Genomic DNA, 17,625 nt, shown 5'->3' with positions numbered 1-17,625 from the left:
ACAGAAAAAGGAGGCAATATCGGGTAAAGGCATTAGCCCGACGAATACGTCGGGCTACAAATATTATTGTGCTGCAGGTGTTTTAGCGGGTTGTTGATCCACAGGTTCTAACTGGAAGACCACATCGACCTGATCATCAAACTGAATAGCGGCCTGCTCGTAAGTTTCCTGGGCGGACACCGGCGCGGCATCGGCTTTCATCATCCGCACCATTGGGCTGGGCTGATAGTTGGAAACATGGTAGCGCACGCTATATACCGGCCCCAGTTTACGATGAAAGCCGTTCGCCAGTTCCTGCGCCTGATGAATCGCGTTATCAATCGCTGCCTTACGCGCTTTGTCTTTATAGGCATCCGGCTGCGCCACGCCCAGCGACACAGAACGAATTTCGTTAAGACCCGCCTTCAGCGCGCCATCCAGCAAGGAATTCAGTTTGTCTAACTGACGGAGCGTGACTTCCACCGTTCTCACAGCGCGGTAGCCTTTAAGGATACTTTTACCATCCTGATAATCATAATCTGGCTGGGTGCGTAAGTTCGCTGAGCTGATATCTTTTTTCGCGATCTGATTGAGTTCAAGGAAGGAAATGTATTGTGCGACGCGCTCATCTGCCTGTTTCTTGGCAGTAGCGGCATCCTTCGCGGCCACGTTAACTTCAATCGCAAGAGTGGCAATGTCTGGCACCGCATCCACGCTTGCCGTACCGGAGGTGACAATATGCGGTCCATCCGGCAATTCGTTAGCCTGCGCTGCCATCCCGCTAATACCCATTAATGCCGCCAGGGCGATAACTTTGAACTTCACGTTAGTCTCTCCGTGTTAATTGACTTGCCCAAAATTCAGGACCTCTGGAGGCAAGCTTAGCGCCTCTGTTTTATTTTTCCATCAGATAGCGCCTAACTGAACAAGGCTTGTGCATGAGCAATACCGTCTCTCGCCAGCTGCAAGGCAATAAACCACATAACACATCCCACAACCAGATTGATAATGCGCTGTGCTTTTGCCGTGCGCAGACGCGGTGCCAGCCAGGCTGCGAGAAGAGCCAGACCAAAGAACCACAGGAAAGAGGCGCTAATTGTCCCGAGTGCAAACCAGCGTTTTGGTTCCACATCAAGTTGCCCGCCAAGGCTGCCCAGTACAACAAAAGTATCCAGGTAAACATGCGGATTCAGCCAGGTCACTGCCAACATGGTGGCGATAATTTTCCATCTGCCTTGCTTCATGACTTCGGCGCTGGCTAACTCAATATTACTGCTCATTGCTGTTTTAAAAGCGCCAAAACCATACCACAGCAAGAAGGCTACGCCGCCCCAGGTGACCAGCGCCAGCAACCACGGCGACTGCATCAATAACGCGCTGCCACCAAAAATCCCGGCGCAAATCAGGACCAAATCGCTGATAGCACAAAGTAAGGCAATCATAATGTGGTACTGACGACGTATGCCCTGATTCATCACAAAAGCATTTTGTGGACCGAGCGGTAGGATCATAGCCGCCCCAAGTGCAAGTCCTTGAAAGTAATAAGAAAACACGTTGGATATTCCGAATTAAGTATCTGATGCAGAGACTATATCGCGGGATTGTTATTAGCGGAAATTGATAATATTAATTGGCAATCAGAAAAACTAATAAGAGAGAGGCCAGAGAGTATTATCTGGCCTCAGCGTTGATTACGCAGCTTTGTCTTCTTTCACCCGCTTAAAGTTCACATCCATTTGCGGGTACGGGAAGCTGATACCGGCGGCATCAAATTCACGTTTAATACGCTCCAGCACATCCCAGTACACGTTTTGCAGATCGCCGCTGTTGCTCCAGACGCGGACCACGAAATTAATCGACGATGCACCAAGTTCGTTCAGGCGCACAGTCATTTCGCGATCTTTCAAAATGCGATCTTCAGACTGGATAATATTGGTCAGGATCTGCTTAACCTGATCGATATCGGAATCATACGCCACGCCAATAATAAATTCGTTACGGCGAACTGGCTCGCGGGAGAAGTTAATAATATTTCCGGCAATAATTTTACCGTTCGGAATAACGATAATTTTACCGTCTGCAGTACGCATGGTGGTGGAGAAAATCTGCACACTCAGCACAGTACCGGCTACGCCGCCCAGGTCAACATATTCTCCGGCACGGAACGGGCGGAACATGACAAGTAACACGCCAGCGGCCAGGTTAGAAAGTGACCCCTGCAAAGCCAGACCAACAGCTAAGCCTGCGGCACCGAGTACAGCAATGACTGACGCTGTTTGTACACCCACGCGTCCCAGGGCTGCGATTAGCGTAAAGGCGATAATACCGTAACGGACTAATGCAGAAAGAAAATCAGCAACAGTGGCATCGATTTTACGGGAGATCATCAGGCGATTCACCGCGTTGGAAATCATCCGCGCGATAATCAAACCAACGATGATGATCGCGAGTGCCGCCACGATGTTTACTGCATAACTTAGCAGCAGCGCCTGGTTAGCTACCAGCCAGCTTCCCGCGCCGTTTATGCTATCGACAACATTCAAATCTTCCATTCAATATTCCTTTTCAACTGACTCAAAATGGAGAAATACACTCCGCCGCCTTATGACGGGCAGTCTGACAAGGGTAAACAATAAAGCATAATTTTGCCAAATAGATCACAGATTTCTCATCTGAATCACCTTGCTTTTGGCGAAAAAATCCCCGCAGAGCGGGGCTCAGACAGATATCAATGTGCGTTTTGTCATGCCGGATGCGGCGTGAACGCCTTATCCGGCCTACAAAAACCTGCAAATTCAATATATTGCAGGATACGTGTAGGCCTGATAAGCGTAGCGCATCAGGCAATTTTGCTTTTGGCGAAAAAAAGACCCGCAGAGCGGGCCTTGAGATAAGCAGAAAGGAATATCTTACAGAACGTCGATCGCGTTCAGTTCCTGGAATGCTTTTTCCAGACGAGCGATCATCGAAGTCTGACCGGCACGCAGCCATACGCGCGGATCGTAGTATTTCTTGTTCGGCTGATCTTCGCCTTTCGGGTTACCCAACTGCCCCTGCAGATAAGCTTCGTTCGCTTTGTAGTAGTTCAGAACGCCTTCCCAGGTTGCCCATTGGGTATCGGTATCGATGTTCATTTTTACTACGCCGTAGCTTACGGAGTCTTTGATTTCCTGAGCAGTAGAACCGGAACCACCGTGGAATACGAAGTTCAGGCTGTTGTGCGGCAGGTTGTGTTTCTTAGAAACATATTCCTGAGAATCACGCAGGATGGTCGGAGTCAGAACCACGTTACCCGGCTTGTAAACACCGTGTACGTTACCGAAGGACGCAGCGATGGTGAAACGCGGGCTGATTTTGCTCAGCTCGGTGTATGCGTAATCAACGTCTTCCGGCTGGGTGTACAGTGCAGAAGCGTCCATGTGGCTGTTGTCCACGCCGTCTTCTTCACCACCGGTGCAACCCAGTTCGATTTCCAGAGTCATGCCGATTTTGGACATGCGCTCCAGGTATTTAGAGCAGATTTCGATGTTCTCTTGCAGAGATTCTTCAGACAGGTCGATCATGTGAGAAGAGAACAGCGGCTTACCGGTAGCTGCGAAGTGTTTTTCACCCGCGTCCAGCAGACCGTCGATCCACGGCAGCAGTTTCTTCGCGCAGTGGTCAGTGTGCAGGATAACCGGAACACCATAATGTTCAGCCATCTGGTGAACGTGATGCGCACCAGAGATCGCGCCCAGGATAGCAGCACCCTGCGGAACGTCAGATTTCACGCCTTTACCAGCGATAAAGGAAGCACCACCGTTGGAGAACTGAACGATAACCGGCGCTTTAACTTTAGCAGCAGTTTCCAGTACGGCGTTGATGGAGTCAGTACCGACGCAGTTTACTGCTGGCAGTGCGAAGTTGTTTTCTTTTGCTACCTGGAAAACTTTCTGTACGTCATCACCAGTGATTACGCCAGGTTTTACGAAATCAAAAATCTTAGACATGTCTCTTGTCCTGTATCGTCGGGCCTTATACTCATCATACTTCAAGTTGCATGTGCTGCGTCTGCGTTCGCTCACCCCAGTCACTTACTTATGTAAGCTCCTGGGGATTCACTCTCTTGTCGCCTTCCTGCAACTCGAATTATTTAGAGTATGAAAAAATGCGTGCTCTAAAAGCGCGCTGAAACAAGGGCAGGTTTCCCTGCCCTGTGATTTTTTACTTCTTAGCGCGCTCTTCGAGCATCGCTACTGCAGGCAGTACTTTACCTTCCACGAATTCGAGGAATGCGCCGCCGCCAGTGGAGATGTAGGAGATTTTGTCAGCAATGCCGAACAGGTCGATTGCTGCCAGAGTGTCGCCGCCGCCAGCGATGGAGAACGCTTCGCTGTCTGCGATAGCGTTAGCCACGATTTCAGTACCTTTGCGGAAGTTCGGGAATTCGAACACGCCAACCGGACCGTTCCACAGAATGGTTTTCGCATTCTTCAGGATTTCAGCCAGTTCCTGAGCGGAAGCATCACCGATATCCAGGATCTGCTCGTCAGCTTTCACATCGTTAACAGATTTCAGGGTAGCCGGTGCAGTTTCAGAGAACTCGGTTGCTACGCGAACATCAGACGGAACCGGGATGTTGCAGGTGGTCAGCAGACGTTTAGCTTCGTCAACCAGGTCAGCTTCGTACAGGGATTTACCCACATCGTGGCCTTGTGCCGCGATAAAGGTGTTAGCGATACCACCACCAACAATCAGCTGGTCAGCGATTTTAGACAGGGAGTCCAGAACGGTCAGTTTGGTAGATACTTTAGAACCACCAACGATAGCCACCATCGGGCGAGCAGGTTCTTTCAGTGCTTTACCCAGCGCGTCCAGTTCAGCTGCCAGCAGCGGGCCTGCGCACGCAACGTCAGCGAATTTACCGATACCGTGAGTAGAAGCCTGCGCGCGGTGAGCAGTACCGAATGCGTCCATTACGAACACGTCACACAGTGCAGCGTATTTTTTGGACAGGGTTTCGTCGTCTTTCTTCTCGCCTTTGTTGAAGCGAACGTTTTCCAGAACAACCAGTTCACCTTCAGCAACGTCAACGCCGTCGAGGTAATCTTTAACCAGACGAACCGGGTTAGACAGTTTGTCTTTCAGGTAGTTAACAACCGGCAGCAGAGAGAATTCTTCGTTGTACTCGCCTTCGGTAGGACGACCCAGGTGGGAAGTTACCATCACTTTTGCGCCTTGTTTCAGGGCCAGTTCGATGGTCGGCAGAGAAGCACGGATACGCGCGTCGCTGGTTACTTTCCCGTCTTTTACTGGTACGTTCAGATCCGCACGGATAAATACACGTTTCCCAGCAAGATCCAGATCGGTCATCTTAATTACAGACATGGTGAATCCTCTCGTTGATTCTAAAAGTTTTGCAGACGCTGCTTGCGTCTTACCTGAAAGCAACAGTAGCCATAGCTAACGTCGTGTCGAGCATTCGGTTAGCAAAGCCCCATTCGTTATCGCACCAGACCAACGTTTTGATCAGGTGTGCGCCACTGACCCGGGTTTGGGTGCCATCGACAATGGCACTGTGCGGATCGTGGTTAAAATCTACAGAGACCAACGGCAATTCCGTATAGTCAACTATACCATGAAATGCACCTTGTGCTGCTTTTTGCAGCAACAGGTTGACTTCATTGGCTTTTACAGGTTTCTTCACCGTCACGCTTAAATCGATTGCCGTCACATTTATGGTTGGCACACGTACCGCAATCGCTTCAAAGCGATCGTTAAATTGCGGAAAAAATCGTGTGATACCGGCGGCCAGTTTAGTATCGACCGGAATGATCGACTGGCTGGCTGCCCGGGTGCGACGCAGGTCAGGATGGTATGCATCAATAACCTGTTGATCGTGCATGGCGGAGTGAATTGTGGTCACTGTGCCGGACTCAATACCGTACGCATCATCTAACAATTTGATGACGGGAATTATGCAATTCGTGGTACAGGAAGCGTTAGAAACGATGCGGTGTTCCGCACGAAGTTGATCCTGATTGACGCCGTAAACAACGGTCGCGTCGAGATCGTTACTGCCAGGATGTGAAAAGAGCACTTTTTTGGCCCCGGCGGCAATATGCGCTTCGCCATGCTCGCGGGAGCCATATACGCCGGTGCAGTCGAGGACTACATCAACGCCAAGTTCACGCCAGGGGAGCGATTGCAGTGAACGTTCATGCAATACGCGGATGGCGTCATCACCAACAAAAAGTTGATCGCGTTCCTGTCGTACTTCCCATGCAAAACGGCCATGGCTGGTGTCATATTTCAACAAATGCGCCATGCCCGCAGCATCCGCCAGTTCGTTGATTGCCACCACGGTAATTTCCGCCCGGCGTCCGGATTCATACAAAGCACGAACCACATTACGCCCGATGCGACCGAAGCCATTTATCGCTACGCGTACGGTCATAGATCTCCTGCAAGGTTTTCCCTGAGCAAATTTGCCAGACAGAGTAATCCAGCAAATCGTCCGGGGAAACCTTACCTGTCGCAAACTGCGACTGATTGGTTAATTGTCGAACATTTAATCGACTGAAACGCTTCAGCTAGGATAAGCGAAACGTGGAATAAAAGGAATGATTGTCCAGTCAAAGAAAGCAATTATCTGACTTACGTCACGTTTTCAGCCCCGCCCCTGTGGAATTTATTCCACTTTGCAGAATCACGAATAAGCGTAGCAAAATCTTTTCGTTGTGCCGTCACAAACCCTGACTTATATCAGAATATGACTGATGCAGCGTCGATATTATCCGCAATACGTCCGAGTTTCGGAGTACTCCAATGATGACATTGCCCTACCCATATTCTTCCTCCGCACGCTTTTACGCACTGCGCCTCCTCCCCGGGCAGGAAGTTTTTTCCCAGCTACACGCTTTTGCACAGCAGCATCAACTTCATGCCGCCTGGATTGCAGGCTGTACCGGTAGCCTGACTGACGTCGCCTTGCGCTATGCCGGGCAAGAAGGCACCACGCTCCTGAACGGTACATTCGAAGTGATCTCACTAAACGGCACGCTGGAACAGAGTGGTGAGCATCTTCATCTCTGCGTTTCCGATCCACACGGCACGATGCTTGGCGGTCATATGATGCCCGGCTGTACCGTGCGGACCACGCTTGAACTGGTGATCGGTAGCCTTGAGGAACTGGCGTTTAGCCGCCAACCTTGCGCGCTTTCTGGTTACGACGAGTTGCATATTTCCCCCGTTAAATAACTACTTTCAAAGAGGTTTTCTTATGGCGCGTAGCCACTTTTCCAGTCAGGCACTGGTGTTGATCGTTATATCTATCGCCATCAATATGATCGGCGGGCAACTGGCCAGCATGGTCAAATTACCTATATTTCTCGACTCCATCGGCACACTTATTAGCGCGGTACTGCTTGGTCCGGTGATCGGAATGCTGACCGGCTTACTGACCAATTTACTCTGGGGATTGCTGACCGACCCGATCGCCGCCGCATTTGCACCCGTCGCGATGGTCATCGGCCTGGTCGCCGGTTGGCTGGCGCGAGCGGGTTGGTTTCGCACCCTGCCAAAAGTCGTTGTCAGCGGCGTGATTATTACGCTTGCGGTAACGGTCGTCGCTGTACCGCTGCGTACTGCGCTGTTCGGCGGTGTCACCGGTAGCGGAGCCGATTTGTTCGTTGCCTGGATGCACTCGATGGGGCAAAACCTGGTGGAGTCGGTGGCGATTACGGTGATAGGCGCGAACCTGGTCGATAAAATTCTTACAGCGGTGATTGTCTGGCTTTTACTGCGCCAGCTGCCGATTCGCACCACGCGCCATTTTCCGGCAATGGCTGCCGTGCGCTAAATGCATCCATTTACCTCATTAACACTGTGGGCATTGGCGGCCTGCACCACGCTTATCCTGCCCGCGCAGACCATTTTGCCGATCTATAGCGCGGCGACCTTTTTCTGCCTTATTGCGCTAAAGGCCACGCGGCGGCGGGCAAAATATGTCGTCTGGCTGATGTTCTCGCTGGGAGCCGGGCTGTGGCTGGTACACGGTGGCTGGCTACCAGAATGGCTAAGCGGCACGCCACGCTCGCCAGAACGGTGGTCGCATGCTATTACGCTCTGGTTGCGGATTCTGGCGATTGTTTCAACCTCACAGTTGTGGATGCAGTACGTCCCCGTGCAATGTTTTATTCGCGCTCTGTTTGCTTCTCGCCTGCCGCCAGGCGTCGCTTATCTGTTTGCCGGGCCGTTATTGGTCGTTGAGCAGTTAAAACGGCAATTAGCGATTATTCATGAAGCGCAGCGTGCCCGCGGCGTGCCGCTGGATGAGGGCTGGTATCAGCGTTTACGTGCGATGCCCGCGTTAATTATTCCGCTAACACACAATGCGCTTAACGATCTGGCTGTCCGTGGTGCGGCGCTGGATATGCGGGCATTTCGGATCCACAACCGACGAACAACGTTGTGGGCACCAGCCGATAGCACCCTACAACGCGTAGCGCGTTACACCATGATCTTGCTGATGCTGACAGAATTCGGAGCGTGGATATGGTTACGTTAGAACAGTTCCGTTATTGCCCGACACACTCAACGCATCCTCCGTTCTGTTATGACTTTCACTATGTCAAACCGGGGATGGTCGCCATCTTTGGTGACAACGGCAGTGGCAAAAGTACGCTGGCACAGCTGATGGCGGGCTGGTATCCGGACTTTCTGCCAGGAGAGATAACAGGCACGGGGACGCTCCTCGGTACGCCCATTGGGCATCTCCCGCTTAATGAACAATCCGCCACCATCCAGCTCGTCCAGCAATCGCCCTATTTGCAGCTCTCCGGCTGTACCTTTAGCGTGGAAGAAGAAGTTGCCTTTGGGCCAGAAAATCTGTGTCTTGCTGAAGCAGAGATTATGGCGCGGATTGATGCCGCCCTGACTCTGACCGAGTGCCAGCCGTTGCGCCATCGTCACCCGGCAACACTCTCCGGTGGAGAGACACAGCGCGTGGTCATCGCCTGCGCCATCGCGATGCAGCCAAAGCTCTTAATTCTTGATGAAGCCTTTAGCCGCCTGACTCCGCAGGCCAGCGAAATGCTGTTGCAGCGCTTACAACACTGGGCGTTTGAACGTGGTTCGCTGATTATTCTTTTTGAACGTCATCGCACACCTTTCCTGAACTACTGCCAGCAAGCGTGGCAATTGCAAAACGGAGCGCTCCAGCCACTATGTTAACGTTAAATAAGATATCTTATCGCTGGCCTGGCGCGGCAACGGATTGTCTTTGCGACATTTCTCTGCAACTCAAACAAGGTGAATGGTTGGCGCTGACCGGCGACAATGGCGCGGGAAAATCGACGCTGTTACGAGTAATGGCAGGTCTTCTTACGCCCACAGCCGGTACGGTTATGCTGCAACAACAGGCGATGAAAAACCTGAAAAACCGCCAGCGCGCGGCAAAGGTTGGCGTACTGTTTCAGGAAGCGGAAAACCAACTTTTTCACAGCACCGTCGCTGACGAGATCGCATTTGGTTTGAAACTGCAAAAATGCCCGGCGGATGAAATCACTCAACGTACCCATGCTGCCCTGCAATGTTGTCAGTTAGCAGACACTGCCAACGCGCACCCGTTGGATCTGCATAGTGCGCAGCGACGGATGGTCGCCGTCGCCTGCCTGGAAGCACTCTCTCCGCCACTATTGCTGCTGGACGAGCCGAGTCGGGATTTTGACGAAAATTGGTTGAGCGTGTTTGAAAGCTGGCTGGAGAAGTGCGGCCAGCGAGGCACGAGCGTCGTAGCAATCAGTCATGACGCCGCATTTACCCGGCGTCATTTCTCTCGTGTGGTGCGACTGGAAGATGGTCTAATCAGGAACGTTAATCCACCAGACGATATTCACCCGTAGCGGTCATCATTAAGGTCAAATTTGCAGGCAGACTCTCTTCCAGCACCCGGCGAACATTCGGCCCGTCGGTACGGTCATAAAAAGCTTCTGCGTCTGCCAGCGATACCCCTCCCGCCAGCTTGCGCCCTACCAGTCGTTCCCGCAACGCAGTAGCTGGCGCGTTGATAAAGATCGAGAAATCACAAAATTGCGCAAGCTGGCACCACTTCTCGTCGTCCAGCAACAACCAGTTTCCTTCGACGATGACGAGTGGTGCGGTAACGTGCAACGCATCTTCAACAGGATCATGCTTTTGTCGATCATACTGCGGCCACGCACAATCCCCTTCCACTACCTGGCGCAGATTTTCCGCCAGTTTCGCTACATCGAATGTCTCTGGTGCGCCTTTGAAGGGGCGCAATTGATGCGCATCCAGCCAGCTATTGTAATGGTGAAAACCATCCATCGGGAGTGTCTGAATAGCGGGCAGTTCGGGGTCTTGTTGCGCGAGATATTCCCAGAGGGTGGTTAGGGTTGATTTACCCGTCCCCGGCGGAGCGCAAAGAAAAACCACCGTACGTCGCTGCGGACTTACCGCCTGTAAGGCCGCCAGCATACGCAGTAGCGGTTTATGAACATTCTCAATTTCATCATCAGAGTACTGCGCCTGTACCTTTAGTCCATTCACCGTCAGTTCGATTTTCACGGCGTTAATTCCTTTAAAGTTGTCGTTACTGCCAGCGTCAGCGCCGTTTTGACCATCCCGCTAAAACGCGCCTCTGACCAGACGGCGAAATCGGCGAACTTCATCGCTTTCAACGCGTCATAGAGCGTCGCATTGCGGGTTATACTATTGACGTTGCTGATAAAATCCCAGGTCATGTCATCGGCAAACCCGGGCGTTTCATCCTGTTCGTTCAGGTAATGCCAGAACTGGGAAAAATGCGTGATATCGGCGTACAACCATTTATCCATTTTCCCCAACGCATAAATCAAACGCAGTGCAACATCAATATCGTCAAGCGGGCCGCTTTGGGCGAGTAACGGCTTCACTGCATATTCCACGATCTCTTCATCGTTATCGACAAACAGCGACGGCAGAAACTGGCGTATCCCCTGGAGCAAAATGGTATGCGCAGTTTTCATAAATGAAAATAAATTGTCCTGTGCATCCAGTTGCTCAAGCACATCATCTTCTGTCAGCGTCGCCATTGGTCTTCCGATAGATCACCATCAATGCAGGGAGTCTATTATATTACACGTTTGGTCCGCGCCGCCGATCAGTAATGTCTGCGTCCGCACCCCATTCGCCGTCTGTTGGATACCGTTCACCAGCTCACCGCCCGTCACGCCCGTAGCGCTAAAGAGGATATCGTTCCCCCTCACCAGTTCATCGAGCGAGTACACACGGTTAACGTCAACGCCCATTGCCTTGCAACGCTTGCGCTCCTGCTCTGCAATCTGCCGATTTTCCGTGTAATCCCCTTTAGCCTGGCAAAAGTCAATCAGCTCGGCCTGCATATCCCCGCCTAATGCTTTAACGGCACAGGCAGAAATCACGCCTTCTGGCGCACCGCCGATGGTGTACATCACATCGTAAGGATTATCCTGCCAGCAGGTCAGCACGCTGGCGGCGACATCGCCATCCGGCAGGGCAAAAACCTTCACGCCCAGCTGTGTTGCTTCCTCAATCGCGGCACTCAGGCGCGGTTTATCCAGCGTAACCATGCGCAGCTTATCCAGCGGTTTGCCTAACGCTTTCGCCACGTTGCGCAGGTTGTCCGCCAGAGGCAAAGACAGATCAATCACCCCAGCAGCCAGTCGATTAACAACCAGCTTTTTCATATACATATCGGGCGCATGTAACAGGCTATCTCGAGGGGCGAAGGCCATCACCGCCAGCGCATTGCTCTGCCCCATCGCCACCATCCGGGTGCCTTCAATCGGGTCAACCGCGATATCGACTTCTGGCCCATCGCCTTTGCCCACCTCTTCGCCAATCCACAGCATCGGCGCATGGTCAATTTCTCCTTCGCCGATAACCACTCGTCCACGAAAAGCGACGTCGTTTAATGCCTGGCGCATCGCGGTGACCGCCAGGCCATCAATTTTATTTTTGTCGCCACATCCGGTTTGCGGCCAGGCAGCCAACGCTGCCTGTTCCGTAACGCGAAATAATGGCCACGCCAGGGACATCATTGCGCGGCCTCCCCGATATCAACGCCAAATTGTGCCAGCAGATATTTCTCGGCCTGTTCATTCCAGATGCCGTGCGTTTCCTCAACCAGCCGCGCCAACTCTTTAAACAGCGGATCGGTTTTGCCTTTTTCGGCAAAATCGGCAATGGCAGTGAGCGGCATGGTCACGCCGTTATAAATGAGTTTTTTACCGCCAGGGATATCCGGCAGATTGAGCACGGTTTCTGGCACCGCATCCAGGCCACCGATATGGGTCACCATAAACGACGGCTGTAACTGCCCAGTGGCGCTAAGGGCAATCGCCTCTTTCATGTCGTCCGTTGAACCGCCAGATGTACCGACGACGTGCGTGCTGTTGTAATGGACGTTGTAGAAATTAAACGGCACTTTGAAGTTTTTATCCGTCGGCCCGGCAAAGAAGTTCAGACAGCCATCTTCCGCCAGTAATTCATCAGCCATCTCAACGACAGCAGGCACCGCCGCATAAACAAAAATGTCATCGAACCCGGCATCTCCTGTCAGCGCCCGCAGCATCTGGACAGGATCGCTCATCCCTTTGGTATTCACATACACCAGCTCAATGCCTTTACTGGCCGCCAGTTCCACCGGCAGCAGCTTCTGTACCTGCGCCAGACGTTTGTCGTCGATATCGACCACCACCACCCGCGACGGTTGTATGCCGCCGTTAATGGCGTAATCGATAGCGCCAATGCCCATCGGACCTGCACACGCCAGCAGTGCAATATTGCCGCCAGGTTTGACGCCCATGCGATGCTCATAAACATATTGCGTGGTGTGATAATTGGCATGATAAGCACCAATAATGCAGCACATAGGCTCTGCCAGCGACGCCGCAGCAAAATAAGAGCCGTGATACGGTAATACGCAGCCCAAATTAATGGCGATTTCGGGAATAATCATATAAGTGGCATTGCCGCCAAAATATTCGTAGCTGTAGCCCGCTGAATATCCGCTTGGTAACCCCATCGCCGGTTGCAATACAAAACGCTGGCCTTTTTTATATTTGCCAGTGAGATTTTTACCCACTTCGACAATAACCCCGGCACATTCATGCCCGGTAATGACCGGATGATTTTCTAAATCGTCGGGTACGCGTTTATGTTCACTACCGAGTAACGCCGCTTTCCAGGTCGATAAACAGACGCTGTCAGAAATTACACTCACCAGTAATTCATTATCGGTAATTTCTGGCAGTTCAAATACGCGCAGACGGACATCCCGCTTGCCATAAATAGCAGCAACTTTGGTTTTCATTTTTACCTCTGTAATCAGTGTTTATGTTCGGCGGTTAATTGATTAAATAAAGTGTCGAGTTTTGGATCGCCAATATAGTTATTAATCAATATCAGTGGTTTATCCGTCACACGTTTCACGCGCCCTTCCAGACTGGCATGAGTAACGACGATATCCGCATCCGCAGGCACGTTTTCTATGGCGTAATGTTTTACTTCAATTGCCAGCCCCGCTTTTTCCAGGCGTTTACGGAAGGTGGTCGCGCCCATCGCACTGGAGCCCATCCCCGCATCGCAAACAAAGGCGATACGCTTAACCCTGCTTAACGAGAATGCACCCTCTTGTTTCATCGCCTTAACCGCATTGGCTGACTGAGCAAACTCATCTTCGCTCTCCGTTTCCACCGTTTTTTCCATCTTCAGTATCAGCGAAGTAATAGCAAAGGACACCAGGGTACCTACCGTAACACCGGCAATTGTCGCCAGGAACGAGCCTTTCGGCGTCAGTGCCAGGTAAGCAAAGATAGACCCCGGACTTGGGCCAGCCACCAGACCACCGTCCAGTAAGTTAAACATCCAGGTGCCAGACATACCGCCCGCAATCATGGCAATAATGGTCAGCGGCTTCATCAGCACATACGGGAAATACAGTTCGTGGATCCCACCGAGGAAGTGAATAATCATCGCCCCGGGCGCAGAACGTTTACTCATCCCTTTACCAAACAAGGTAAACGCCAGCAGCAGCCCCAGGCCCGGACCTGGGTTAGAGGCCACCATAAAGAAGATGGATTTACCGTTAACCGAAGCCTGTTGCATTCCCAGCGGATAATAGACGCCCTGATCGATCGCATTATTGAGGAAAAGCACTTTCGCCGGTTCATTGATGACTGACAACAATGGCAGATAACCCGCATGTACCAGCGCCTCAATACACTCTTTGACGAAAGTATTGGCAATTAACACCGCCGGGCCGATCACTTCAAAACCCAGCAGACAAAGGAGCATCCCCGCGATACCTAATGAGAAGTTATTGATAACCATCTCAAAACCAGCAGGTATGCGTTTTTCCAGTGCCTTATCAACATATTTTATGACCAGCCCACCGAGCGGCCCCATAATCATTGAGCCAAGGAACATCGGGATCTCTGCGCCGACGATCACACCAATAGTACCTATTCCGCCCATGACCGCGCCGCGTTTACCGCCGACCAGATGACCACCGGTAGAACCAATCATCACGGGCAATAAATAGGTAATCATCGGGCCGACAATTTTGGCGAAATGTTCGTTAGGCAGCCAACCGGTGGGAATAAATAACGCAGTAATAAAACCCCAGGCAATAAAAGCACCAATATTGGGGATGACCATTGCAGTCAAAAAGCCCCCAAAAGCCTGGACCTTTGCACGAGCAGACTTGTTTTCCATAATATTATCCTGTAGAGGAGAGAGTAATTATCCGCGGCTGATAATGTCCGCTAATTGTTTTTCTGATGATGCTGTTAAGAGTTGTTCGAGTATTTCTTCTTCGCACAGTAATTCACTTAACGCCTGAATAGCGCCAATGTGCGAATCGGCATCGGCAGCAGAGAGTCCGATGAGTAATTTAATTGGTTCGTCATTCCCCGGAAAATAAACACCTTGTTCAAGTAATGTCAAAGACATCCCGGTTTTAAGCGCCCCACATTCCGGTCGCGCATGAGGCATTGCCACGCCTGGTGCGAGAATATAATAAGGGCCATTGTTAATGGTGGAATCTTTAATTGCCTGAATGTAATTCTCGCTGATATAGTTTTTATCCAGCAATGATACCATCGAGAAATCGATAGCTTCCTGCCAATCTTTTGCTGAATGTATAACTGAGATTGATGATTCTGGAAAATAATCACTAAGCCGCATAAATTATCCTTATTTTATTTTTAGGGTACCGTCCGGCGGTAAAAATAAAATACTCGTGCGGTTTAATGAAAGCAATTGAGCAGGGAAACCGGTGTTTTGAAAACAGTTAATTATTAATTTCTTATATAACATTGAGTTATAGTTATAACAACAAATGTCAATACGCATATCGTGATGCATATTACATAATTGATATTTATTGCATATAAATATTTGTGATCTACAACACGCTTTATCTATTGCTTGTCCGCAAACGGACATATCAAGGTAATAAAAAAGGTCGCCGAAGCGACCTTTTTACCCGAAATGCTAATTACAGCAGTTCTTTTGCTTTCGCAACAACGTTATCAACAGTGAAGCCGAACTCTTCAAACAGCAGCTCTGCCGGAGCAGATTCACCGAAGGTGGTCATACCGACGATAGCACCGTTCAGGCCAACATACTTGTACCAGTAGTCAGCAATACCCGCTTCTACAGCAACGCGTGCAGTAACCGCTTTCGGCAGTACGGATTCACGGTAAGCAGCATCCTGCTTGTCAAATGCGTCGGTAGACGGCATGGACACCACGCGCGCTTTCACGCCTTCGGCAGTCAGTTTTTCGTAGGCAGCAACAGCCAGTTCAACTTCTGAACCGGTAGCGATGAAAATCAGTTCCGGCTGACCGGCGCAGTCTTTCAGCACATAACCACCGCGCGCGATGTTTGCCAGTTGCTCTTCAGTTCGTTCCTGCTGCGCCAGGTTCTGACGGGAGAGGATAAGCGCAGTCGGGCCGTCCTGACGCTCAACGCCGTATTTCCACGCGACCGCGGATTCAACCTGGTCACACGGACGCCATGTAGACATGTTCGGGGTCACGCGCAGAGAAGCGACCTGCTCAACCGGCTGGTGAGTCGGGCCATCTTCGCCCAGACCGATGGAGTCGTGGGTGTAAACCATCACCTGACGCTGTTTCATCAGCGCAGCCATACGTACGGCGTTACGTGCGTATTCCACGAACATCAGGAAGGTGGAGGTGTACGGCAGGAAACCACCGTGCAGGGAGATACCGTTAGCAATCGCGGTCATACCGAACTCGCGAACACCGTAGTGGATGTAGTTACCTGCAGCATCTTCGTTGATTGCTTTAGAACCAGACCACAGGGTCAGGTTAGACGGTGCCAGGTCAGCAGAGCCGCCGAGGAATTCAGGCAACAGCGGGCCGAACGCTTCGATAGCATTCTGCGACGCTTTACGGCTGGCGATTTTCGCCGGATTAGCCTGCAGTTTAGCGATAAACTCTTTCGCTTTGGCGTCGAAGTCAGACGGCATTTCGCCTTTCATACGGCGGGTAAATTCAGCCGCTTCCTGCGGATAAGCTTTCGCGTAAGCCGCAAACTTCTCATTCCATGCAGATTCTTTCGCCTGGCCTGCTTCTTTCGCATCCCACTGAGCATAGATTTCAGACGGGATTTCGAACGGCGCGTATTTCCAGCCCAGCTGTTCGCGGGTCAGGGCAATTTCAGCGTCGCCCAGCGGCGCACCGTGGGAGTCGTGGGTACCGGCTTTGTTCGGGGAACCGAAACCGATGATGGTTTTGCACATCAGCAGGGACGGTTTGTCAGTCACTGCGCGCGCTTCTTCTACTGCGCGTTTGATGGATGCCGCGTCATGACCGTCGATGTCGCGAATAACGTGCCAGCCGTAAGCTTCGAAACGCATTGCGGTGTCGTCAGTGAACCAGCCTTCAACGTGACCATCGATTGAGATACCGTTGTCATCGTAGAACGCAATCAGTTTACCCAGCTTCAGCGTACCCGCCAGAGAGCAAACTTCGTGGGAGATGCCTTCCATCATGCAGCCGTCGCCCATGAAGGCATAGGTGTAGTGGTCGACAATGTCGTGGCCCGGACGGTTAAACTGCGCCGCCAGCGTTTTTTCTGCAATCGCCATACCGACTGCGTTGGCAATACCCTGACCCAGCGGACCGGTGGTGGTTTCCACACCAGCGGTGTAACCCACTTCCGGGTGACCCGGAGTTTTAGAGTGCAGCTGACGGAAGTTTTTCAGTTCTTCCATCGGCAGATCGTAACCGGTGAGGTGCAGCAGGCTGTAGATCAGCATGGAGCCGTGGCCGTTGGACAGCACGAAGCGGTCACGGTCAGCCCAGGACGGATTCTGCGGGTTGTGTTTCAGGAAATCACGCCACAGGACTTCGGCAATGTCAGCCATACCCATAGGGGCACCCGGGTGACCGGATTTGGCTTTCTGTACTGCGTCCATGCTCAGCGCACGAATAGCATTGGCAAGCTCTTTACGTGAGGACATTTTGACTCCAGATCGGATGATGAAGGGCACGCCCTTAACGACTTGACGACAGCGCGTTTTGGGCTACGCCGGAAAATTTGCCAACAATTTACCGCAAGCCGCGCGTCATGTACATGGAACATCCTTTTGCC

General features: G+C 51.6%; 18 protein-coding genes and 1 pseudogene. 6 read left to right on the top strand and 13 right to left on the bottom strand.

What is annotated here, in order from left to right:
- Nucleotides 1–63: 63 nt before the first annotated feature.
- From HGD79_RS19985 to mscS, 3 genes are all read right to left on the bottom strand, one after another.
- On the bottom strand, nt 64–804 hold the full coding sequence (locus HGD79_RS19985) for an oxidative stress defense protein (RefSeq protein ID WP_000669834.1): 741 nt from the start codon (nt 802–804) through the stop codon (nt 64–66).
- A gap of 92 nt (nt 805–896) precedes the next feature.
- Nucleotides 897–1,532 (bottom strand): arginine exporter ArgO, encoded by a 636-nt coding sequence (argO, locus tag HGD79_RS19980; protein WP_000493352.1) that lies wholly within the window; start codon nt 1,530–1,532, stop codon nt 897–899.
- 138 nt (nt 1,533–1,670) lie between these two features.
- Nucleotides 1,671–2,531: a small-conductance mechanosensitive channel MscS gene (gene mscS / locus HGD79_RS19975; protein ID WP_000389818.1), complete on the bottom strand. Its 861-nt coding sequence runs from the start codon at nt 2,529–2,531 to the stop codon at nt 1,671–1,673.
- 195 nt (nt 2,532–2,726) lie between these two features.
- On the opposite strand from mscS, the pseudogene HGD79_RS26905 reads away from it, so the two are divergent.
- Nucleotides 2,727–2,825: pseudogene (locus HGD79_RS26905) on the top strand (hypothetical protein); the annotation flags it as partial.
- Nucleotides 2,826–2,888: 63 nt separating this feature from the next.
- Here the strand turns inward: HGD79_RS26905 and fbaA are convergent.
- The 3 genes from fbaA to epd form a co-directional block, all read right to left on the bottom strand.
- On the bottom strand, nt 2,889–3,968 hold the full coding sequence (gene fbaA, locus HGD79_RS19970; RefSeq protein ID WP_000034372.1) for a class II fructose-bisphosphate aldolase: 1,080 nt from the start codon (nt 3,966–3,968) through the stop codon (nt 2,889–2,891).
- A gap of 214 nt (nt 3,969–4,182) precedes the next feature.
- On the bottom strand, nt 4,183–5,346 hold the full coding sequence (pgk, locus tag HGD79_RS19965; protein WP_000111269.1) for a phosphoglycerate kinase: 1,164 nt from the start codon (nt 5,344–5,346) through the stop codon (nt 4,183–4,185).
- A gap of 49 nt (nt 5,347–5,395) precedes the next feature.
- Nucleotides 5,396–6,415: an erythrose-4-phosphate dehydrogenase gene (gene epd, locus HGD79_RS19960; RefSeq protein ID WP_000218480.1), complete on the bottom strand. Its 1,020-nt coding sequence runs from the start codon at nt 6,413–6,415 to the stop codon at nt 5,396–5,398.
- 371 nt (nt 6,416–6,786) lie between these two features.
- Here epd and HGD79_RS19955 point away from each other — a divergent pair, with 371 nt between their 5' ends.
- The 5 genes from HGD79_RS19955 to HGD79_RS19935 are packed head-to-tail and all read left to right on the top strand — an operon-like array spanning nt 6,787 to nt 9,863.
- A complete protein-coding gene (locus tag HGD79_RS19955) occupies nt 6,787–7,218 on the top strand; it encodes a PPC domain-containing DNA-binding protein (RefSeq protein WP_000988693.1) in 432 nt (143 codons plus the stop codon).
- Nucleotides 7,219–7,240: 22 nt separating this feature from the next.
- On the top strand, nt 7,241–7,819 hold the full coding sequence (locus HGD79_RS19950; protein ID WP_000124312.1) for an ECF transporter S component: 579 nt from the start codon (nt 7,241–7,243) through the stop codon (nt 7,817–7,819).
- Nucleotides 7,820–8,527, top strand: a complete 708-nt coding sequence (locus tag HGD79_RS19945) for an energy-coupling factor transporter transmembrane component T (protein ID WP_000553217.1) — start codon at nt 7,820–7,822, stop codon at nt 8,525–8,527. It begins immediately after the preceding gene.
- The gene (locus tag HGD79_RS19940) at nt 8,515–9,192 is read left to right on the top strand and encodes an energy-coupling factor ABC transporter ATP-binding protein (protein WP_000256969.1); all 678 of its coding nucleotides are present in this window, start codon (nt 8,515–8,517) and stop codon (nt 9,190–9,192) included. The genes HGD79_RS19945 and HGD79_RS19940 overlap by 13 nt, the downstream gene beginning before the upstream one ends.
- Nucleotides 9,186–9,863 (top strand): sulfate/molybdate ABC transporter ATP-binding protein, encoded by a 678-nt coding sequence (locus HGD79_RS19935; protein WP_000956866.1) that lies wholly within the window; start codon nt 9,186–9,188, stop codon nt 9,861–9,863. The genes HGD79_RS19940 and HGD79_RS19935 overlap by 7 nt, the downstream gene beginning before the upstream one ends.
- Here HGD79_RS19935 and HGD79_RS19930 read toward each other — a convergent pair.
- The 7 genes from HGD79_RS19930 to tkt all read right to left on the bottom strand — a co-directional run bounded on the left by HGD79_RS19930 (nt 9,835) and on the right by tkt (nt 17,494).
- Nucleotides 9,835–10,548, bottom strand: a complete 714-nt coding sequence (locus HGD79_RS19930) for a nucleoside/nucleotide kinase family protein (protein ID WP_032267373.1) — start codon at nt 10,546–10,548, stop codon at nt 9,835–9,837. The two genes, HGD79_RS19935 and HGD79_RS19930, sit on opposite strands and share 29 nt — an antisense overlap.
- Nucleotides 10,545–11,054, bottom strand: a complete 510-nt coding sequence (fumE, locus tag HGD79_RS19925; protein WP_000224148.1) for a fumarase E — start codon at nt 11,052–11,054, stop codon at nt 10,545–10,547. Before fumE ends, HGD79_RS19930 begins: the two co-directional genes overlap by 4 nt.
- Before the next feature lie 21 nt (nt 11,055–11,075).
- On the bottom strand, nt 11,076–12,041 hold the full coding sequence (gene glpX, locus HGD79_RS19920; RefSeq protein ID WP_032267374.1) for a class II fructose-bisphosphatase: 966 nt from the start codon (nt 12,039–12,041) through the stop codon (nt 11,076–11,078).
- Nucleotides 12,038–13,315, bottom strand: coding sequence for a zinc-binding dehydrogenase (locus tag HGD79_RS19915; protein WP_000853247.1), 1,278 nt, complete (start codon nt 13,313–13,315; stop codon nt 12,038–12,040). The genes glpX and HGD79_RS19915 overlap by 4 nt, the downstream gene beginning before the upstream one ends.
- A gap of 14 nt (nt 13,316–13,329) precedes the next feature.
- Nucleotides 13,330–14,718, bottom strand: a complete 1,389-nt coding sequence (gene cmtA / locus HGD79_RS19910) for a PTS mannitol transporter subunit IICB (protein ID WP_000428805.1) — start codon at nt 14,716–14,718, stop codon at nt 13,330–13,332.
- 27 nt (nt 14,719–14,745) lie between these two features.
- Entirely contained in the window at nt 14,746–15,189 is a 444-nt protein-coding gene (gene cmtB / locus HGD79_RS19905; protein WP_001239650.1) for a PTS mannitol transporter subunit IIA, read from the bottom strand.
- A gap of 313 nt (nt 15,190–15,502) precedes the next feature.
- A complete protein-coding gene (gene tkt / locus HGD79_RS19900; protein ID WP_000098614.1) occupies nt 15,503–17,494 on the bottom strand; it encodes a transketolase in 1,992 nt (663 codons plus the stop codon).
- Between the last annotated feature and the right edge of the window lie 131 nt (nt 17,495–17,625).

This window comes from Escherichia sp. SCLE84 (assembly GCF_012584495.1).
Classification (GTDB): domain Bacteria; phylum Pseudomonadota; class Gammaproteobacteria; order Enterobacterales; family Enterobacteriaceae; genus ECMA0423.
The sequence above is the reverse complement of the archived record's forward strand: the minus strand, read 5'-3'. Positions and strand labels throughout refer to the sequence as shown.